The following is a 20,389-nucleotide window of genomic DNA, read 5'->3' as shown; positions in this document are numbered from 1 at the left end:
ATGCACCCCCTACGTTGTTTGCATTTCTGTATCAAGAATATCGCTGATTATTTCGCGTACTTCTCTGCCAATATCGATGGCATTAACTCCTGAAATATTGAAGATAAATTGATTTCCACCACCACTAGTAGTAGTTTTGTTGCCACTGTCAGTATTAATAGCTTGAGGTATTCCTGTAGCTGAACCTTGATTATTATCAAGATTCAATTCAGGTGTACCCGAACTACCTTGACTTAATATCCCTGCTCTACGTAGCATATTCGATTGATTTGCTGTCAAAACTGATTCATTTTTATGGAGTTCTGCTACATATCCGTCATAAGGTACACGTTCAAGCCCAGTAGCATGAGAACCACTAATAAAATTACCTACTGCTCCAGCAGCTTTACCTATTGTGCTTCCGATAGAAGAAACCCATTTTGGCAATTTGAAATTTGTGATAGCATTTTTGAATTTATTGAAATTACTAGTTATCGTGTCCCAATTTTTATAAATTGTGATACCTGCAGAAATCAACCCTTTTATAGGTCCTGCTAAAAAGGATAGTATAGGGTTGTTATCAATAACTTGCCATAGTTGTATAGCTTTTGTTTTAACGGTCTCCCAATTTTGGTATAACAGTATCCCTCCAGAAATTAGTAGACCGACGGCGGTCACAACCATTCCTATTGGATTAGCTCTCAAAGCTGCGTTAAAGCCTTGGGTCGCAAAAGTAGAGGCAATTGTACTGGCTTTAAATAAATCTAATGCTGTTTTTACAAATGAGATTGTTTTCATTACAGCAAAACCACCCGCAATACCCGCTGTGGCAGCTATTACTAATTCTTTATTTTGTATAAGCCAACTAACTCCAGTTTTAAAACCATCGAAGGCAACACTTGCAACGTCAATTCCCACAGCCACTGTACTACTCATTGTGTCTGCAAATGAAGCGATATTATCACTAGTCTCTTTAGGTAGACCGAAGTTTTGCCATAAATTAGATACATTACCTGAACCATTAACCAATGACATGAAAGTATCTTTAGCTGTACCCACAAAAGAAACTACTCGATCTATTTTACTGACTAACTTATCAGTATCTAGGTTTTCGATCCACTGTGACGTAGAAGCCATACCATCAACAAATGGTTGTAAGAGTGGGCCACCAATTTTCCCTTTTAAATTCGTCCAAGATTGCTTTAAATTCCCTAATTGGTTTTCATAAGCATCTGCTTCACGTGATGCTTGTCCCATCGCCCCTGACAATTTGTTACCATCCTCAACCATGGCCATTAAAGTTAGTTGCTTTTGAGATTCGCTTAATTTAGTGAATGATTTACCATACAGTTCATTTGCTTTAGCATTACGTGTAGTTTCTGTTGCTGAAATACCTAATGCCGCATCATTTTCGAAGTTCCCTTTTAAAAATGATTGCATATTTTCAATTACTTCTTCAATAGATCGGTCATAAAATGCAGCACTATCGGCAGCAGCCAAAGTCGCTCGCTCTGTTAAAGACAAAGCATCTGCAGTGTCCGCTCCAGTTGTTTTGGCAAACGCTGCTATTTGAGTGAAACTACCTTTAAGCCTTTCTGGTAGCATCCCAGTATCTTTTGCAATTTTATTCAGACCCTCAGATGCATGTTGTTGTGCATCCGAGAAAACTTGCTCAAATTGCGCATCCATTGCTTGGAAACCTGCGGCTGCTTCAATAGCACTTAATCCAAACTCTTTAACCTTATTAACAGCAAAAACACCTGCAACAATCCCTACAAGACCACGCATCATTGATTTAAAACCATTTAATGTTTTGCTAACATGTTGTACTTCTTGATTTAATTCTCCAGCCTCTGTTTCAGCAGTATTTAATCCGTTTGCAATGTGTTGTGAAGCTGTAAGGCCTGTTTGACCGAAATGGTTAAAACCTTGTGCTGTATGTGTTAATCCTTGGCCGACACTAACTATTTCACCCTCAATGTTATCCATGACCTGATTTAAGTGTTGTAGGGTGGTTGTTGCTTCATCGCGGAAATATATACCTACAAACATGTCACGCATAGCGCTACTCATTTGATCACCCCTAGCATTTTTAAGGATGCGAGTGTTTCTAAAATAGTATCGTTATCCCAATCTTCCACCGAATGTGGATCAATTTTATAGTGATATCCAATTACGTACTTCCACCATTTTTCGCCTGCTGCTTTTTCATAAAAAGAAGGGATGCTTTGCATCCCTGAAAGATTTTTTATTTTATTACTTTCCTGTTCGAAGAAAGTTAAAGGCTGCGTTAGTGACCTCCTCTAACTCCTCCCATGTTTCAAAATCATCCATGTTTAATTCATTTGGAATAACTACCACATGCTTTAACATAAGGGGCATCATTCTTGAATTTAGAACTTTCCCATGTAATCCTGTACCCTCATCCATAATTTCAGCTTGCTTTGAATTAGGTACATTTTGGAATGTGTAATCATTACCTGCTGTTGACGTAAATTCTTTTGTTTTTGGTGTAAATGCCATTTGAATTAATCCTCCTTATATTGTGCTGCTAAAATTGTGTATTCGACCCCTTCAACTTCTGCTCCACGAGAAAAGTTTGGGTTTTTTGCAAAACGGCAATCCATACCATTCACACGTTTCTTACGTTTTGCATCATTGAGAGAAACGTTAAATGATTCTTTCGATTTCAACAACGCATCTAACATTGGTACAACACTGGAATCTTGTTTTAATGTAAATGTAAAAGTACCTGTTTCGTCTGCTGATTCATTGTAAGTAACAGAACCATCAGCGCCTACATGTTGACTAAATGTATCTTCATTCTTCTCAGCTTCGATTGGCGTGCCATCCATAAAACCAGTAAGGATTATGCCACCAACAATCGCTACAGTGTCTTTAAAATTAAAAGTTTCTGCCATCTAAACCTCTCCTTAAACAGTTAATACACCACGTATTTGCACTTTTTCGAACGCTCCTGAAATAGTAGCCGTCCATTGAATATCGGGCAAAATACGTTGTGCTAGGGTATTTTTTGGAATATCTTTCCTTCTAGGAAAAGTTATTGTATACATTGGATTACCTGCGTCATCTCGGGCAATAATGCCTTCTCCAGTTGTTGTATTTTCTACTGTCGAAGCAAGTACGCTTTCCACCTCTGCAACAGCTAAACCAATACCTGTATCGGTACCTGGAACTTTGTCTCTCAATGCAAGCAATCTAAATACGCTTTCAGCCATACGTGCTTTAAGATAATGCGTTGCTTGAATAACATCAATGAACTCACCACTAGTTGCTACCCCTTTCGAGTTCAATAACAATCCTGCTTCATTAATGTAAGTAGAAGCGTTTGCAGCATGAACACGATTAATCATTGTGTTGTCATACTTTACAGCTGGCACACCTTGCACATTTTTGAAGGTCCATGTATAAGCGCCAATTTTCTTAGGAGCACATACGCCAATTAACCCTTCAGCTACATACGTATCAGGTTGATCATGAACTACAAGGAATGCATTATCATATAATCCTCTTAACTTTTCAGCTAGCTCAACATTAGACGTTGTAGCACCATAAATTTTATCTTTAGTATTAGTCCATTCAGCTAAGGCAGTGATTTCCTCATCTCTTTGCTCTGGACTTACAACATAATAGAAGTCGTTGTGTGTTTTAATCAATTCGTTTAGGGATGATATTAAGGCAGTTGGCTCTGTCGTTACTGAATCATAAGCAACACCAAAAACAGCAATTTCTGCTGGCCTTGGATTTTGACCAAACATACGAGATAGTAATTTATATTCATTTGTTGTTTCTTCAAAATCCTCTGCTACACTTTCTATCCCTGTATATTCCTTGTAATCTATAGCTTTACTAGTCGCTAATAACAAAGGTAATCCAAAACCTTTTTCAGAAATCGGCTTTGTCTCTCTTGAAATTTGCACATCAACATAGCGCATTTAATCACCTTCCTAGTTTCATTTCTACTTCCACTTTGTCGAAGTAATCTATATCGTGTTCTTCAATATCAAGATAACGAATGATTACATCAAATCCCCACTTTTCATCATAGGAATCTAACAAAAATGTAGTACGGTTTGTTACATCAGTTAGATTTACTATTGCAACATTAATCTCATCTAAAAATAAAGAACCTCGCCACTCAAACCACTTCCGAAGTTGAGTAGCCACTTCAAAAGCGTTATCATGCGAAGTTCCATAAGTGTTAAAAGAAATAGTTGCATTGCGTTCTTGTATTCTGGTTTCTGATAAGGAATCAGACTTATTAACGTAGGATACATCTTCTTGCCCTACACCTTTGCGGTCACCTATTACTTTATAAGTGGCATAAGGTAATTTTGGTATATCACCTGTTTGATCTGCCCTTATAATCGTTAAATCAGTGTCGTCCAAGAGCTGTTTGCGAATTAATTTAATTAAATTCACTTTTCTCGCCACCTCAGCAAATATATATTGACGTCAGTATATACAGAATAGTCTTTAAAAGCTTGAAGAGTGTATTTTTGCCCATTGTACTCTACCTTTGTACCTTCTGGTATTTGATCTATGGTTAGTAGTTTCTTTTCTCTCACTGTATATGTGCCGTTTTCCGCATACTTTAAATCGTCATTGCTGAGAGGCAAAATAATCCCTGTCATTTCCTTAGGTATTTCTTGCCCCGTAACCCATTCTCCGTCAACGTAGTCACCTTCGCCTTGCATATGGGCAATAAAAGGCACCCCTTGCGATTGGATGACAGAACCCAACAACATTTTTTCAGGCATTAACGTCTCACCACCTTGTATGTGATCCTTTGACGCAAACCCCCTGTATCAATCAAAGGGTTACTAGACCCTTTTTTAGCAATTGTAGCAGGTGCATTTGGTGGACTATTTATATCCGTCAGTTTTTCCTGAATATCTCCCACCATTTTGGCACCAAGACGTTCACATAGTATTTGGGAGTTTATTCGACCATTAATTACGTGCTCTAATTGTTTTTTTAAAAATGTGAACCACTCATTATTCTTATCATCGAAAGTAGACCTCAAAAAAGAACGTTCAGGAATTACAATAGAACCTCTTTCTTTACGGATAGTAATACCAAATTCTTGCACTCCTGCGATCATGACATATTCAGCGCCCGAACTACCGAAAATCCCTACTTCGATATCATACTTTTTCAAATCCTTCAATGACTGAATCACACGTGGAATATTGTTATTCCGGCTAATAATACGGACTCCCATTTATATCACCATCAAATTCAAGTGTTTTTTTGGCTTATTTTCTAGCTCAGCTAAATCTTCTAAAATTCTTTGGTATTCTTGACCGTATTTAGAAGCCAATAGCCCAATATTTTTGTTTGGATCACTGTATTGGCGCTCAATAACATCTACTTTTTCACGAATAATAGCTTGTTTTGGCTCCGCAGATAAAATAGCTAAATGTGCAGCTAAATAACGTGTAAGACGCTCATGATGTGCCTCTGGAACGCCTAAAGAGGACACTTCCAAAGAAGCATCCTCAATATATAACTCCAACCGCATATCAGAAATAGCCTCAAATTCGGTTCCTAGTAAGCGCACACGTTCAATTGTTGTTAAAGCAGGCATGCTCCATACCTCACTTTCATATTAATTCCCTTGAATTTCAGCAATTTGAGCATCAATAGCTGCTAGAACTGTTTTACGTTTCTCATCCTCTTTAAATTTCTCTAAAAATTCGATAGAAAACGTATCTTTTACAAGTTTAATTGCTTCATCTGCGTCTAAATCCTTGAGAGAAGCCGAATTTTGTCCTTCTGGCACCACAATTTCTCCGCTTTTAATCAAGCTTTTAATGATTGGGTGTGTAATAAAAGCTGTATATTCAGCTTCTGGTAATGTATTTGCCCCAGGAATAACCTTTACATCATTTGCAATACGTGTGTAATTACCTTTGTTGTGTACTAACATTAGATACCCTCCCCACGCACAATAGCCATTGGATAGCGGACAATTGCACCGCCACAGCGTTCTTCAAGCGGAATCTTATAATTAGGGAACTTGTATTCTTGCGGATGACGTGTAATATCCATCGATACAAGCATTTCAACAACATCTGGTGAGGAATCAAATACTAAAAAGCAATCTGTCCCGCCTGTGCCTTGTTCATTAAGATCAGATGTATAATCAATACGTTTGAACCAATTTTGTGACTGAATGTACTGTAAACACGTTTGCATTGTGTGCTCATTGTAGACTTTTTCTAAATGCTCATATTGTTCTGCAGCTACGAAAAGCGTATCTGCTTCATGACCGGGTAACTTATTAACTAAGTTTTTAGCCTTTTTGATGTCCTCAACAATATCGACACCTTTTTTGTCCTTCCATTTTGTTGATGTACCTGCTTCATTGTTTGGTACCGCGAGCACTTGAATGCCAGTGGCATTAACCACACCTAAAATATTATGGTCCTTGTCACCCATCCAAACGAGTTTGTTTTCCTTTTCTGCTATGGCTTTGCGTGCAGTATCAGCTTTTGTCACCTCAACGGGACGACGTGCCATTTGTGCATTACGAATTTCTTGTACGGATATATTGAATGCTGTAGCAATGGAATAAATATTGACTGTATGACGTTTTAAATCAGCATCAACAAGTGGGATGTCTGTTGCTCCTGGTGCTAAAATTTTAGCAGCTCCTGATCGCGTCATGACATCATACGAATAAGTTTCAGCACCTGCAGGTACGTCGGTTTTGACGTTTAAAATGGTACGAGCCTTTAATTCTTCTTTTTTTGGCTCATAAATTTTCTTGTCTACTGCCTCTAAATCTTGTGGGCGTAGTAGTGCATCTTCACGGAATTGTGACATAAATTATGTTCCTCCTTTAAGGTAAATTAATTTCAATTTGAACTAATGAATCAGCAGTAGCATTTCCTCGGAATACAGCACGTGAGAAATCACTTCCACCACTTGCAACAAACTTGCCTGTTGCTACATCAACTTGTACAGCCATGCCATTTGTGACATCCCCTCCAGCAACAACAAAGATATTGCCTCGTTTAACCACTGGCACCGGTTGACCAACTAAATATTTTTGGTCATCTGCATTCGTTGTGTAATCATGTATACCACGTGATAAAGCAATACCAATCGGTTTGCCATCCGTTTTAACTGGCACAACCCCTGTCCCATCTGCGGTTAATTGAACGGCCGCACCAAATGGAATAATTTCTTTTGCTGGATAGCTGTCTGCTGCATACTCTTGATAGTTTGCTAATTGTCCTGGACTGCCAGCTAGTGGCATGTACTGTCCATATTCTGTAATGGCCATGGAATAGCCCTCCTTTTAATTAGTAATTAAGAACGCATGTTTAAACGCTGTGCACGCATTGCATTTACATCTGTATTTTGTCTTGAATCACCCGTAATAATGGAATTAGATCCGGTAGACGAAAATCCTTGTGAAGCGACTTGCTCAATAGTTGCATCAAAAAAGGCGTTGATATAGTCATCTGACTTCCCATCGCCTTTAAAATCCTGTTTAGTTGTTGAAATAACCGCTTCTTTAATTTCACGTTCCGTTTTTCCTGTAAAGTCGAAAGAATCGCCAAGAAGCGGCTTTGTTGTGCTAATGAGTTGCACACGTGCTTCTACCTGCTTGTCCAATTCATCTGCTGATACTTGCTTTGCTTTCTCTTTAGCAAGTTCTGTTTCAACGTTTTGCAGCTTTACTTCCAACGCATCATAACGCCCTTGTAACGCGTCCATGCTATCACCCTTGACTTTAGCTGTTTCTTCTTTCGCTTTTAGAGCATCGATGTATGCTTTAACTGCTGGATCCACTTCATACTCTGAACCTTCAATCTTAATTTTTGCCATTTTATTTTTTCCTCCTTCATCTGAATCAATTTGCCATGCGTCACTGTCTGCGCGGATGGCTACCTCTGGACCAGCTCGCCCTTGATCTACAATAGCAATGTGATTAATTTCAATGTTTCGCTGTACATACTCATATGGTTGCCCATTATATGTACCCGCTTCTGCCACAACATCACTCATAAATCCGATGCTGATTTCTCTTTTGCCATCATAAACCTTCTGAATCAGATCTTTATCAGTGATAGTCATCGACACATAGAGCTTCAAGTCCTCCACGTGTGCGTCCGTATGACTCATCCCCTTAGCATAAGCCTGATAATTATCCAAAGTAACCGGTTCGTTAGGATGTTCATCTGTAATAGGTTTGGAGCGGGCTGAGTGCATTGTGCGGTCACTAAAGATTTCATCAGGCAACTTCGCTTCCATTTGCACTGTACCATCCTGTCTCGCATAAGGAAAAACACCAGGACGAGTAATCGGCACACGTACCGTTAAATACCCTTCTGGTGTCTCTGCGTAATCGTTAATTAAACTACGGTCATAGCGTTGTAGTTTCAATGTTTCACCTCCTCCCAAGTTAAAAGACATGCTTTTGCATGTTTTTTAACTTAATGGAATTTCCATACTCCAATTGTATTTTAGCTCTTGGATATATAGTCTAGTAGGATTGAAATCTATTAATTCAAGTTGAATTTCTTCAAAGATTTCATAACCATTCTTTTGTATTTCAGATTTTATTTGTTCTTCTTGAGATAATAAATATAGTTGTAGTTTTCCAAGTGTGTTGTTAGCATTTATAAATGCCATACTATCAGTAATTGAAGTTCTTACACTGGTTATACCTAAACCTGAAGAAGATATAATTGGATTCCCATCAGAATCTTTAATCTGTACTGGTGTATTTATTCCTGATTCACGTAATACTCTACGGTGTTTATTTTCTATAGGAATACTTGAAAAACCTTTAAACCCATACCTATCTATCAAACTTGGCCAGTTATTATACATTTCTTGTATCACATCTGAATCTGCCCAATGACCGTGTCTAAATATATTAATAAAATAAACGACGTTTTTGTGTAGATAAGCAAATAATACAAAATCATCTCGTTCTACAAGATGCTCACCATCAATTAGTTTATCACCAAGATGAAAATGCATAATACCCCAATCCGAAAACATATCATCAAATCTTCCTAAATCAAATGCAGCTCTATTAAAATAGGGTGTAATATCGCCTCCATTTCTTATAATGTTTTCTAAGTTAGAAAAACCTTTTAATACTTTGGGAGGGCAATGAAAATTTTTTGACCTTTTTATTTCATGCGGACCTGCAAATTCTTTCTTTCGTAAAAATGCAAAATATTTAACTATGATGTTTTCATCATCATAATTAACAGGAATCTTCAACCCACTCTTTTTTATTTTTTCTATCATTAATTTTTTATAATTATTTTGCAAGTCTATAATCATAGAAAATCACCCCTTTCTATCCATAAAAAGGGTTTATCTATAAAAAGTCAATAATAAGGTTTCTAAACTAATCATCAAAAATAGGTAATGCAATGCAACGACAATGAAAATCTTCACCAGGTAACCCAACAGAAGGAGGATCTTCGTATGAAAATATTTTATCTTCAAGTACTTTATGATAATCACGTACACGCTCATCCTTAGACGTACGCCATTTAAATTTCATAACACCCATATTCTTATGACGTTGAGCAGTCATCTGCCCAAATAATGTACCTGATTGATCTACAGCAATAAACTTAGCACGGCGTTGAGACATGCCTATTTGCTCTTCCAATTGCTCACGGATTGTTTTGTAGCTACTGCCATCCTTTATACCTTCATAAATAATAGATTCAATTTTATGAGTATATTCATCACGAATATTTGTAATGTAGACGACATTCTTCTGGATATTCTCTTTCATGAAAGGAGCAAGCCATGATTCGGTAGCTGTTAGTTCTATGCCTCTTACCCTTCCTTGCTGTTCCATATTCGTTTTATTCACTTGATTTAAATTTTTCATAAAAGAAGAAGCAGCTCTATCCACCCTTTGTTGTGAATACACAATCGAAACAGCTTTTTTGATATGACTTGTCAATTTCTTAAAAAAATCAAATGGACCATCTTGCACATAACCTCGGCCATCTTTCTGCATTTCGCTTTTTACTGCAGTATCGTATAACGAAAGGGTTGCCTTGCCCGCTTCTTGAACCAATTTATCGATGGAACGGAAATATGATGCAACAACAACGTCGGGAAATCGAGTAGGTGGCACCCATTTAGCCATGCTGTCCATTTTCCTTCCATGCACTGTATACTTCATTGGCCATACGTTGCCATTGTGCATCATCACCGCTAAACTTGAAATCATCAGAAACGCCGAACTGTCCGAAGCGGGTCTCTCTAATTTCATCAGAAGAGATAACACCATTAGACACATAAATTTGGTCTGTTTCTGCAACGATTTTACGAATTTCTGCATCAGTTTTAGAATCTACTGACCAAAGCGGATTGAATTTTATTTCCCACTCAACTGTATCTGGATCGACTCGACCACCTGGTTCCTTCTCTGCCCATAACAACATACGAATAAGTTGCTCAAGAAGCGGTTTCATTTCATTTTCTTGTGCTGAGGTTATTCGAGCATAGTAATTCATCACATCATATTGTGCCCCTGTCAACGTACCCGCTTCTTGTCCTTTAATGACACTCTTAGGCATTCGAGCAGAAGCCGAAATATAATCCCATACAAAGTCCAGTAAGTCTTTCATTCCAGATACAGGCGTTGTTTGCTTTGTGAGCGTCTCTCCCTTTGCGATAAGGGCAAGTGCCTCTGTTCTAAACATAAAGTCAAGTATCATTGAAAGTTCTTTTTTTTCCTCTTTCGACAGGTTATCAATGTCAGCAGATTCATACACCTTAAATGTGAAATCATGCAATATCTGTCCAACGGACCATAAGGATGTATCAAGTACTGTAATAGCATCATACAGTGTCTCTAACAGCGACATGCCCTGTTCTTCATCCTCTAAACGCCTTGTTTGGTCATGCAACACTCGAGAATAATGAACAAGTGTTTCTGTCTCTACGGCTTGTATTCCGTGCCTAGATGCGCGGCTAATTCGTAAATTTTCCAACTTGCCATAGTTCTTATCAAATACATCATCATTGATTAAAAGCTCGCTTACTTTCATTGATGAGAATGGATGCAAGTAATCTATAGAAAGTAGACTATCTAACTTTAATGGATCTTGTAACTCGAATTTACTTCGCTGGGTAACGCCTAAGGAAATAAATCCATCACCACGCATACGTTCGTACATCCTCATTTTCTTAAAAGCATCTTTCGCTTTAAGGTCTGCTAATCGCGCCATTATATCTCGTGCAAGCTGGTCATCCTTCATACGTAATGTAAACCAGTGCCTTGTCATGTCCTCCGCTGGAATATCGACAATATTTTGTACTATTGGATTATCTGCATATAGGGCAGATATTTCAGCATGGGTTAACTTTCTGCGAATACCAGGCACTTGCCGAGTAAGCTTATCTTTAGCACCTGCTTTCCCATGACCTTGCATAAAATCCTCTTTGTACTGCTTAGCTACTTCGAGAACACTCAATCTTTATCACCTACCCATGCCTAACAATTTTTTCGTTCTATCTAACAAGCTTGAATTATTCGTGTATAGCTGATTTAGCGCTTGCGTCAATGCATCCACCATGTCATCATGAGCCCCGTTAGGGAAGCTCACCATTTCCTCAATGACATCATTCACCCAAGGACACATATTCGGGTGAGGGAAATAAACATTACCCGCTTCAAATAAAGGAGACACCGCGTTTGCACGTGCCTCCTTACCACCATCGGGATCAACTGGAATAATGCCACTGATTTCATCTTTTAATGTATCTATGACAGCAGAACCGTTTGCTTTATCCTCGATATATTTACTGGTAGCTTTTGGCCATTTGTCAGTCATTGCGCGAATTGCTTTAACTGTATCTGGGAAGTTCATACGTTTGTGGTCCTGATCTAATAAGAAATACTGTGCCTTTTTTCGTGACCATACTTGGCCAGCAACAAAGTCACTACTTTCTGTTTTCTTAAATGTACAGTCCCAAGATTGAGCCATTTTGTCAAAGTGAATCGGTAATACAATAACATCATCACTTAAACCCCAATCCCGCTTCATTTGCTCGTCACGCACATAGTATTTAACCCATTCACGCTTAAAGATACTACCACCTGCAGGAGCGGGTCTTTGTTGGTAAAGAGACGCCCACGTTCGTGATCCAACCTCTGCCTTTTTATCCTCAGCCCATTTCTCATCAAAGCCGAGCTCTGGACATAACGGCTCGCCAATTTTACGGTTTAATAGATCATTTTCGTCCTCTGCAATGGCAGGTAACCGCAATCGCACCCACTTACGAGGGCTCCGAGCAAGTAAACGGCCAATTAAGTCATCTTCATGCCATCGTGTCATAATAACGATTACAGAAGCTCCATCATGTAAACGAGTTGATAATGTCGCTTCCCATTCATCCCAGATACTATCACGTATCGTTTGTGACATAGCCTCTTTCATGTTTTTAATTGGATCATCAATAATCATTAAGTCTGCGCCTTGCCCTGTGATAGAACCACCTATACCAGTGGAGATCATTCCACCACGTCTGTCCTGAATTCCCCAATCCTTTGTAGCTGCATTGGACTCGGACAATTGCACATTAAATAGATCATGTGAAAACTCATTAAACTTATTACGATTTAGACGACCAAACTTGGTTGCTAACCCATCTGAATATGCAGCAGCTATTACCCGCTTATCAGGATTTTTGCCCAAATAAAAAGACGGAAACGATTCTGTTACCGTCATACTTTTACCATGTCGTGGAGGCATCTCTATTAATATAGATAACTGTTCACCATTGGCCACACGTTGGAGGACATCACAAATTAATTCAGTATGACGAAAGTGCTCATAATGGCCGTGATGTACATATTCAACATAATCACGGTAGAAGCGGCGTGCAAGTTCTTTGTCTGCTTCGTTTTCCAATGCGCTCATTTTCTCATCGCTTAGAATTAGCAATCGCTCTCAACTCCTCCGTCGTTAAATTACTTAAGTCAACGCCTGTGGTGTTGCTACCTACAGTACCTTTTGTTTCAGAACGTACTTTTGCAATGTCTACTTTTAATTTTTCTTCACGTAACCTTTTTAGCTGTTCATCACTTAATAAATCGGTGTACTTTGAAAGCATTGCAAGTGCTGCCATTTTGTCAGCAAGCTTCACACTGATACCATCCTTGCCTTTTTTGACCTCGGTTATGATCGTGCCATCTACCTCTGTGGCATCGTGGAAGTGCACTGTATTTACCTTGTATGTCTGCATTCGAGGGTTTCCATCTTCATCTAAGATTACGCCCCCCATACCATCTAACATAGGCTCCTCCACTTCACGCATGCCGAAGTCCACAAAATCGGTGATGTCAGCAAATGCAATGTCGATGTACTTTTGTAAGACCTGGCGTGCATCCAGCATAATACCGTTTGCTAATTCTGCCTTCAATCGATGAATCTCCTTTCGAACCTTATCATTTCTTATCAATCGGCTGCCGTTACTCATTGCTGAAGCGTAGTCACATCCATACACTTTTTGATATGCTTTCGTGGCATTCCAATACTTTGTGTAGTACAAACAAAAAAGCAACTGTTGACTGTTGAGACCGTCACTGGGGACGATTTCAAACTGTACAGTTGCTTGCGATTCCGCTTCTGGGATCGCTTTGCTCCGTTGCGTTTTTTTCGTTTTCTTTTTTACGGAACGTTCCGTATTTTTCTGCTGTTTTGATTGGAACGTTCCATTCGATTCTGCTTCAAGACGATCATCCCATGAATCTTTATTCTTCCAACCTCGCACGGTGCCCTCAGATATACCAAGTTGTTCGGCTATGTCTTTAAGCCTTATATCACCGTTACAGGCTTTGTATATATCATATGCTTGATCACGTCTTGGATCTCTTGCTCTACCCATATCTCATAATCACCACCACCTCCACATTTGATTGTTTATAAATCACCCATATGTAATTGCTTTCTAAAATAAAAAAACCACGATTTTTTTCGTGGTTTTTGATAAAATGTAGTTTTTTTAAAATTAATTTACGGTAGTACATACATTACTGTTACTGCTGCACCAAACGGAAGTGCCCCATCCCCTGTTACAATCCTTACAGATAATAGGTCACATTTATTTATAGCATAGTTAGCTGTTGTTGAACCACAACAATTGGGGTTTTCAGCAGTGTTTGGCCCTGTTACTGTAGCAATAACACCTGTTGAAATCGGGTCAGTAAAACCACAGCTTCTACTAATAACTACTTCAGCCGTTACTGTATCTGCAGCTGTTAGTGTATTATCACGTACATTTAAAACTAATCCAGTTATAATTGCGTTTTCTGGTATAACAACCGTATTTCGTGGGAATAGCGCGGAAGCAGTCCCTAATCCTAAATATTGACCATTTCCTATAGATTCATCTGTTGCTAAATAAATTTCACACACTCTTGCGTTATTAACTGGTGGTGGTGGAGTTACTCCATTCATTTCTGGTATACATGGTGCTTTGAATCTAAAGAAACACTGATTTTTCTCACAACCACACATATTGTTTGCATGGTGGTGATTCCAAGCTTTATTACAATTTCTACATCCCATTTTTAAAATCCCTCCTTGTTTTTACTACACTATTCAATTAGGGATAAAAGAAATAGACAATTATACTATGTTCAATTCATTTCGTTAGTTTTTTATAATAATACAAAAGACCACTAATAAATTGTGGTCTTTTAACAAAGGGATAAAAAAATGTGTTTGAATAATTCTAGTGGTTACTCAAGCCACTTCTACATCCTATTCCTCACAAGACGTTTCTCATAGGTAAAAGCCTATGGCATATACACAGATTATGGTTCTAAATAGTGCATTACCGCGAACTTTATTGTTAGTTAATTGAATTAAATGGAAAGTGGACAAAAGTTCACATAAAAACCACTTATTTATTATTAATTAAGACATCTAATCACTTAAAAAATATAGGCTGGCCGTTGGTCTGTTTTCCTCTAATATTTCGGTTTTTATAAATACCAAGGGAGGAAAACCTTACTGCACCGTCCTGCCTCCCATTTTACATTGCAAATTTTTCGTAGGTCAAAATAGTACTTATTTGGCTATTTTGGCTAATCTGGCTAAAAATGATTTGTTTCTTTAACCGCACATAATCTTTAGATGCTGATAGATGTTCAGCGATTTGTCTGTACGTCATTCCATCAAGTAAGCAATCATAAATGGATTTAAGTTGTTCATCGTCAATTAGATTGTAAGCTACCTCTAACGCATATACATAAGTACGTAGCTTTTCTAATCGCGCTATCTGACCACGTTCACGTATATCCATTCTTTTAAGCTCTTCTACGCTACGAATCAAACTCCCTTTTGGCATTGCTGCATCTATTCCATACTGAGCGACCCCCCAAGAAACCATTGAGCTTGAACTACCATATAACACTCTTTCTAACCGATTAATTTCTTTCTTCCAGAAACGATAGTTTTTCACTAGATAATCAATGTCTGCCTCTGACCATACTTCTTTTACTGTTTGAGCTGTTAACATAGGTTTGGCCTCCTAAGTTGTGTTATAATGACTTATCTGTGAGGCCATCAAAGGGCATAAACCATTTCTAGCTGTAGCGTGAGTCGACGCTACGGCTTTTTTCTTATTTTCAAAAACACCTCAAACATACTAATCCTAGAAATTTGGTAAGTATAATTCTTACCAAACTTTTTCATTAAATTTAAGTAAATATTAGTTTATTGTATAAAGATATTTCGTTTATTCAGTGTTTCATATTAACTTTTTATTACAAAATAGTTATAAAATAACACTAAACTATTAACTATACACAAATGTTTATATTTGTTCTGTACTTTATTTATAAAATTATTTATTGTAGAATAGACAAATTACCAGCCAATTTACAATCCTTTTCATAGATTAAGAATGTAAGGTTACGATACCTTAATTCTACTATGAAAGGAGGGTATACGATGAGTGTTAATAGAAATCCAGCAGCTAGAAAAAAATGCTCCTCTTGCCATTCAAGAGTAAGTAACGTTTCAAATGAGAGCAATCGTTGTAAAGGCTGTGCTTGTGACCAATTAAGAGATTTAAAAGTTAATTCTCGAGTTAACATCTTTTTAAAGAGTGGTAGAGAATTTAATAATGTAAGATTTCTTTCCTTAAACAATGAAGATTGTTGCGCATATTTTCTAGATGGCTCTAGAACTCTAGTTGTAAATTGTAAAGATATTGAAGCTATTCTATTACCGGTATAGTAGCTTTAATTTTAAAGAAGTCTATTCTTCTATGGATAGGCTTCTTTTCTCCAATTAAAGACTTTAAATTTAGCCTACATTAAGACATAATTTTTATTTTTCCAAAGGCAATAAACTATAAACCCAAGTTACCTAAGCATATAAATAGTAGTGTTAAGCTAAACTAGTTTAACAGGAACCTCCTGAATTGTTACTTAGGGTCACTCACACTCAGTGACCCGTTTTTAGTTTCTTTCCTCAAAATGCTCAGTAAAGAATTCTTGACTAACAACTAAATTAAGCCACAAATCACAGGCTTTATTTATGTTATATTTTACATAAAATACATATAAGGTGATTCTAATGACATTTATCAGAAAATACTTGAATATTGTTTACTTCGTTATACTTTTTTTACTTTTATCTGTTTCAGATTATTTCAAAAAAGGTAATTGGGATTTTCTTAATAATCTCTTCTTTTCTTTATGGGCAGTACTTGTTTATGCTTTTTTAAATTGGGCATGGGATAGTAAGAAATATGAAAAAAAATAGCATTTTGTTCATTAACTCTTAGGATAATCTGCAACTCTTTCCAACTGTTTAACCCATTCTTAATGTTTTCGGACATCCTATCAAACCATAAATACACCCTTCTCCCTTCTTTACAATATTTACTAAATATCTAATTCTTGCTTTCGTAATTCATCACGAAAACTTAATTGCTTATTCATTTCTGTCCCTCCTAAAATAAGCTCAACTGCTCATATTCTTGTTTTTTGGTAGGCACGTGCACAATTTCAGGCTTATCGTGCACCATCTCTATCGATTTTTTTACCTTTTTCGGCTTATCGTTCACCATAACCGCTTCTAGTAAGGTTCTTAATTTAACTTTTTTAATAGCCTGTAGATCCTCTCCTACTAAAAGCACGCTACTTATGACCATTTTATCTACAGGTTCATTTCTTTGAATTGATATGCAACCATAAAAATTCTCTATCACCGTTGCCTGCACACCATTTTCATAATGTTTACGTTTTATAATCGATGCGTCTATAATTTCTACAATGTCACCCACCTCAAATATGGTAGCTGTGTCTTTTGCTGATTCTTCAAGAGACACAATACGCTCAAAACAATCATTACGTTTATATGCCCCAATTGGTGGATCATCTGGACGATGCTTAAAAAACACACTGTAGTAACCATCTGCTCGTGGCTCCGTAATGATGTATTCTTCGTCAATTTGATAAAAATGTGAGGGTGGTTTCACTACACGAGCCAAATATTTATTAAGTACTCGTGCTGGTGCATCAATAGCAACATCCACTAGCTCAAAGTGATTCTCTTGGTAGGCCCCAAAGTGAGACCCATGTCTAGGGAAGCGGCTAGCACAATATGCATGACCGCCATGTGGGAAAAGATAGTACACTTCACCTTTTGTAAGATTAGTAGAGCCGCCCGTATCAATACATTTTCCCTGTAACATCCTCACCACCTACTTTCGATAAATGGCAGCAAGTAGTGCAATGTATAGCCGTCCATTGATACAACTTCACTTGCATGTTCCACAAATGTTTCAAGCGGAATCGATTTGCGCCCACCACTTTTAGCTGTCTGCCAAGCTGCTTGGAGCGGTGGAAATGGTAAGCGATAGTATTTATCCAACTCGTTGAAATACACAAGTAGAAAGGTGATGGCGCCTTTTTCGTACCAGGAGCGAAGCAATTCGTATTGATGTTCATGTAAGTTTTGAAGCGGAAAACTTTTGCCCTTCGTTTCCTTTGCATCAAACACCACTGCTCGTCCATTACAGACACCTGCATAGTCCACCCATTCAGGCTTTTCCTTCCGTCCTTCTACTTGGGAGCCTTTATCTTTTGTAATTTGTACAGGCGTTGGAATTTTACGAATGTCAGCTAATCCCGCATTACGATATTTTGTGTTGGCCATATCAATGACACGTTCTAAAAACTTGCCACGGTTAGCATGTGTTACTGATTTTGCACGCTGCTTAGTTGATTGATTATGAAACATTCTGTGCCCTCATTTCTTCATGATTTTCTGCCTCTAGTACGTCATAAATGGTGAGCTGGTTCTTCAAAAACTCTTGCTCAAGATCATCCAAATGCCGCTTCCAGCAAGTAACCCCATACTGTCTTACAATGGATTCCCCATTTTTTAAGGGTCTGTTGCATCTTTTACAACGACTCATCCTATCAGCCTCCTAAAATGGCAAATCATCGTCAGACACTTCTATCGGTCCTCGACTATTCGCAAATGGGTCCTCATCTAATCTTGTATAGCTAGATTGATACATAGGCGGCTGATTTTGCTGATAAGCACCTTGCCCACCGAATTGCTGTTGCGGCTGTCCACCAGTATATGTTGGCTGGTTGTTGCCGTATTGAGGCTGCTGTTGACCACTAGCTTGATTACGTGACTCTAAAAATTGGATACTGTCTGCTACAACAGTAGTTGTATATACTCTTTGTCCATTCTGATCCTCGTAACTATGTGTTTGAATACGTCCCTCTAAACCAATCAGTGCCCCTTTGCGCTGATAGTTTGCTAGATTTTCAGCTGCTTTACGCCATGCTTGGCAGTTAATAAAATCTGCATCACGCTCACCATTTTGATTGGCAAATGTACGGTTAATGGCTACTGTAAAGCGGCAAGATGCAATACCGTTCGGTGTGTAACGTAACTCAGGATCTTTTGTAAGACGACCAACTAATACGACACGATTAATCATTGTATGAATCCTCCCTTTTTGTGGCGATGCCAGCATGTACATTGTTTTCTAAATATCTAAGTTGTTGCATTGCATAATGGGGGCAGTTGCTGTCACTTAACCGCTTCTGTACGTCTTGTAGGACTGGAAGCGGGAACTGATAATCACTGACAAGCTGGTTAATACGCTTCGCTACTTCATCATGTGTCACTGCCCGTACCAGTGCTTGGTCAGTGCCATTAGTAAAAGTACCTTTAGCCTGAGCAACCTTGGCGAAATGGTCACGTATTTTCATATGTTCTTCATGTCTGCTCAAATTTTTCTTCCACCTTCCCTAACGTTGCTAAGATTTTTTGTCGTTCTGCTTCAAAGTAAGCTTTCTGTTCTTCCGACGGCTCCGCCTCTACATCCGTAATAAGTATTGATGATTCGATGATTTCTCCATTTTGTGGTTTTTTAAGTTGCCGCTCTTTAAACCATTGTGGAACAATCTCTCTCCGCACCCGTTGATATTGCAGAGGAATACTTCCGTTAGCTTTCTCCCTTTCCCCTTTGATTTGAAGGATTAATGTGGTTGCTTTTTCACGTAGTTTTTTGGTTGAAAGAATATTTGATTGCCAGAAGCTGTTGTTTTGTGACCAGTCAATTAAGTATTCAATTTGTTGAGCTGTCCGTTGATCTCGTTCCATCATGAGACGAATATGATCAGCCCAGCTATTCAAATTTGGCTTTTTAAAATTGGCATCGTTAGCAAGAATTTTTTCATAAAGCCTATTTGCTAATTGATATTCAACAGAAGATTCGTCGTAAACTCGTTTGCGACTAGTATTCTTTTTAGTAATCTCTGTATTTGTAATCTCTGTAGTAATCTCTGTATACGTATTACCCTCAAGGGCAATAGGTGTTTCCCGTTTGGGTAATACCCTATTGCCCATATCGGTAACACCCTCTTTCCCATTTGGGCAATACCCTCTTTCCTTTTTGGGTAACACCCTATTACCCAAAAAGGTAATACCCTCTAAAAGTCCTATGTTTAAATCGATAAATAATACATTAGATAAATTTGTTCCATTGGATGTGATTGTCCGAAAATCACGAGTAATTAAACCAAGTTGCTCTAAACGATCCATGGCTTCTCTGACTTGTTTTTTGCTAAAGCCAAATTGTTCAACAAAGCTATCATAAGAACGTTGTAGCGCATCCGCTTTAAACTTCTTTTTTATACCCAGTAAACGCCCTGTTGCCTCTTCTTTCACATGTGTAGGGCGATACCAATAAACAATTTCACTGAGCAGTGTGATAGCAATTAAATCAGGCTTACCTGTGCTTAATCGGATGTTTTCATACCAAGTGTGTGGGATGACATTCCCTTCTAAATGCATCTGTCCAATCGCATCTACTGTTGTATTTCCTGTTGTAAACATTT

26 protein-coding genes are annotated in these 20,389 nt (G+C 38.1%); 1 reads left to right on the top strand and 25 read right to left on the bottom strand.

The window, feature by feature from the left end; all coding sequences use genetic code 11:
- Nucleotides 1–9 precede the first annotated feature (9 nt).
- The 19 genes from ACMGGO_RS10075 to ACMGGO_RS09985 all read right to left on the bottom strand — a co-directional run bounded on the left by ACMGGO_RS10075 (nucleotide 10) and on the right by ACMGGO_RS09985 (nucleotide 15,531).
- Nucleotides 10–2,052, bottom strand: a complete 2,043-nt coding sequence (locus ACMGGO_RS10075; protein WP_420281858.1) for a hypothetical protein — start codon at nucleotides 2,050–2,052, stop codon at nucleotides 10–12.
- A 183-nt stretch (nucleotides 2,053–2,235) separates the two neighbouring features.
- Nucleotides 2,236–2,502, bottom strand: coding sequence for a hypothetical protein (locus ACMGGO_RS10070; protein ID WP_066037360.1), 267 nt, complete (start codon nucleotides 2,500–2,502; stop codon nucleotides 2,236–2,238).
- 5 nt (nucleotides 2,503–2,507) lie between these two features.
- Nucleotides 2,508–2,900, bottom strand: a complete 393-nt coding sequence (locus tag ACMGGO_RS10065; RefSeq protein WP_315058773.1) for a phage structural protein — start codon at nucleotides 2,898–2,900, stop codon at nucleotides 2,508–2,510.
- A 12-nt stretch (nucleotides 2,901–2,912) separates the two neighbouring features.
- The gene (locus ACMGGO_RS10060; RefSeq protein WP_420281857.1) at nucleotides 2,913–3,935 is read right to left on the bottom strand and encodes a DUF3383 family protein; all 1,023 of its coding nucleotides are present in this window, start codon (nucleotides 3,933–3,935) and stop codon (nucleotides 2,913–2,915) included.
- Nucleotides 3,936–3,939: 4 nt separating this feature from the next.
- The gene (locus tag ACMGGO_RS10055; RefSeq protein ID WP_420281856.1) at nucleotides 3,940–4,422 is read right to left on the bottom strand and encodes a phage neck terminator protein; all 483 of its coding nucleotides are present in this window, start codon (nucleotides 4,420–4,422) and stop codon (nucleotides 3,940–3,942) included.
- Complete coding sequence (locus ACMGGO_RS10050; RefSeq protein ID WP_420281855.1) at nucleotides 4,419–4,760, bottom strand: hypothetical protein; 342 nt, start codon at nucleotides 4,758–4,760, stop codon at nucleotides 4,419–4,421. Before ACMGGO_RS10050 ends, ACMGGO_RS10055 begins: the two co-directional genes overlap by 4 nt.
- Nucleotides 4,760–5,224 (bottom strand): hypothetical protein, encoded by a 465-nt coding sequence (locus tag ACMGGO_RS10045; protein WP_312126271.1) that lies wholly within the window; start codon nucleotides 5,222–5,224, stop codon nucleotides 4,760–4,762. The genes ACMGGO_RS10050 and ACMGGO_RS10045 overlap by 1 nt, the downstream gene beginning before the upstream one ends.
- Nucleotides 5,225–5,590: a DUF4054 domain-containing protein gene (locus ACMGGO_RS10040; RefSeq protein ID WP_259419521.1), complete on the bottom strand. Its 366-nt coding sequence runs from the start codon at nucleotides 5,588–5,590 to the stop codon at nucleotides 5,225–5,227.
- 21 nt (nucleotides 5,591–5,611) lie between these two features.
- The gene (locus ACMGGO_RS10035; protein WP_420281854.1) at nucleotides 5,612–5,932 is read right to left on the bottom strand and encodes a hypothetical protein; all 321 of its coding nucleotides are present in this window, start codon (nucleotides 5,930–5,932) and stop codon (nucleotides 5,612–5,614) included.
- On the bottom strand, nucleotides 5,932–6,831 hold the full coding sequence (locus ACMGGO_RS10030) for a DUF2184 domain-containing protein (RefSeq protein WP_259950317.1): 900 nt from the start codon (nucleotides 6,829–6,831) through the stop codon (nucleotides 5,932–5,934). The genes ACMGGO_RS10035 and ACMGGO_RS10030 overlap by 1 nt, the downstream gene beginning before the upstream one ends.
- A gap of 16 nt (nucleotides 6,832–6,847) precedes the next feature.
- Nucleotides 6,848–7,294, bottom strand: a complete 447-nt coding sequence (locus ACMGGO_RS10025; protein WP_259419524.1) for a structural cement protein Gp24 — start codon at nucleotides 7,292–7,294, stop codon at nucleotides 6,848–6,850.
- Nucleotides 7,295–7,320: 26 nt separating this feature from the next.
- Entirely contained in the window at nucleotides 7,321–8,400 is a 1,080-nt protein-coding gene (locus ACMGGO_RS10020; protein WP_259950318.1) for a DUF2213 domain-containing protein, read from the bottom strand.
- A gap of 45 nt (nucleotides 8,401–8,445) precedes the next feature.
- Nucleotides 8,446–9,315 carry a hypothetical protein gene (locus ACMGGO_RS10015; RefSeq protein WP_259950319.1) on the bottom strand — a complete coding sequence of 290 codons (870 nt, stop codon included), beginning with the start codon at nucleotides 9,313–9,315 and terminating at the stop codon, nucleotides 8,446–8,448.
- A gap of 67 nt (nucleotides 9,316–9,382) precedes the next feature.
- A complete protein-coding gene (locus tag ACMGGO_RS10010; protein WP_259950320.1) occupies nucleotides 9,383–10,144 on the bottom strand; it encodes a minor capsid protein in 762 nt (253 codons plus the stop codon).
- Entirely contained in the window at nucleotides 10,137–11,477 is a 1,341-nt protein-coding gene (locus ACMGGO_RS10005; RefSeq protein WP_259950321.1) for a DUF1073 domain-containing protein, read from the bottom strand. Before ACMGGO_RS10005 ends, ACMGGO_RS10010 begins: the two co-directional genes overlap by 8 nt.
- A 6-nt stretch (nucleotides 11,478–11,483) precedes the next feature.
- Nucleotides 11,484–12,944: a phage terminase large subunit gene (gene terL / locus ACMGGO_RS10000; RefSeq protein ID WP_420282321.1), complete on the bottom strand. Its 1,461-nt coding sequence runs from the start codon at nucleotides 12,942–12,944 to the stop codon at nucleotides 11,484–11,486.
- The gene (locus tag ACMGGO_RS09995; RefSeq protein ID WP_420281853.1) at nucleotides 12,931–13,893 is read right to left on the bottom strand and encodes a terminase small subunit; all 963 of its coding nucleotides are present in this window, start codon (nucleotides 13,891–13,893) and stop codon (nucleotides 12,931–12,933) included. The genes terL and ACMGGO_RS09995 overlap by 14 nt, the downstream gene beginning before the upstream one ends.
- 128 nt (nucleotides 13,894–14,021) lie before the next feature.
- A complete protein-coding gene (locus ACMGGO_RS09990; protein WP_259950324.1) occupies nucleotides 14,022–14,576 on the bottom strand; it encodes a hypothetical protein in 555 nt (184 codons plus the stop codon).
- A gap of 469 nt (nucleotides 14,577–15,045) precedes the next feature.
- Entirely contained in the window at nucleotides 15,046–15,531 is a 486-nt protein-coding gene (locus ACMGGO_RS09985; RefSeq protein ID WP_420281852.1) for a sigma-70 family RNA polymerase sigma factor, read from the bottom strand.
- A gap of 434 nt (nucleotides 15,532–15,965) precedes the next feature.
- On the opposite strand from ACMGGO_RS09985, the gene ACMGGO_RS09980 reads away from it, so the two are divergent.
- A complete protein-coding gene (locus ACMGGO_RS09980) occupies nucleotides 15,966–16,253 on the top strand; it encodes a hydrolase (RefSeq protein WP_326140946.1) in 288 nt (95 codons plus the stop codon).
- Nucleotides 16,254–16,974: 721 nt separating this feature from the next.
- Here the strand turns inward: ACMGGO_RS09980 and ACMGGO_RS09975 are convergent.
- From ACMGGO_RS09975 to ACMGGO_RS09950, 6 genes are read right to left on the bottom strand one after another with little or no spacing between them, the layout of a single operon-like run.
- Entirely contained in the window at nucleotides 16,975–17,718 is a 744-nt protein-coding gene (locus ACMGGO_RS09975; RefSeq protein ID WP_259950333.1) for a hypothetical protein, read from the bottom strand.
- A 2-nt stretch (nucleotides 17,719–17,720) separates the two neighbouring features.
- On the bottom strand, nucleotides 17,721–18,266 hold the full coding sequence (locus ACMGGO_RS09970; RefSeq protein WP_420281851.1) for a Holliday junction resolvase RecU: 546 nt from the start codon (nucleotides 18,264–18,266) through the stop codon (nucleotides 17,721–17,723).
- Nucleotides 18,256–18,444: a DUF6011 domain-containing protein gene (locus ACMGGO_RS09965; protein ID WP_420281850.1), complete on the bottom strand. Its 189-nt coding sequence runs from the start codon at nucleotides 18,442–18,444 to the stop codon at nucleotides 18,256–18,258. Before ACMGGO_RS09965 ends, ACMGGO_RS09970 begins: the two co-directional genes overlap by 11 nt.
- Nucleotides 18,445–18,456: 12 nt before the next feature.
- A complete protein-coding gene (gene ssb / locus ACMGGO_RS09960; protein ID WP_420281849.1) occupies nucleotides 18,457–18,984 on the bottom strand; it encodes a single-stranded DNA-binding protein in 528 nt (175 codons plus the stop codon).
- Nucleotides 18,977–19,279: a DUF6877 family protein gene (locus ACMGGO_RS09955; RefSeq protein ID WP_420281848.1), complete on the bottom strand. Its 303-nt coding sequence runs from the start codon at nucleotides 19,277–19,279 to the stop codon at nucleotides 18,977–18,979. Before ACMGGO_RS09955 ends, ssb begins: the two co-directional genes overlap by 8 nt.
- Nucleotides 19,266–20,387, bottom strand: coding sequence for a DNA replication protein DnaD (locus ACMGGO_RS09950; protein WP_420281847.1), 1,122 nt, complete (start codon nucleotides 20,385–20,387; stop codon nucleotides 19,266–19,268). The genes ACMGGO_RS09955 and ACMGGO_RS09950 overlap by 14 nt, the downstream gene beginning before the upstream one ends.
- Between the last annotated feature and the right edge of the window lie 2 nt (nucleotides 20,388–20,389).

Origin of the sequence: Lysinibacillus sp. BNK-21, assembly GCF_048684915.1 — a bacterium.
Lineage (GTDB): Bacteria > Bacillota > Bacilli > Bacillales_A > Planococcaceae > Lysinibacillus > Lysinibacillus capsici.
This window is presented reverse-complemented; position numbering and strand designations above follow the sequence as displayed.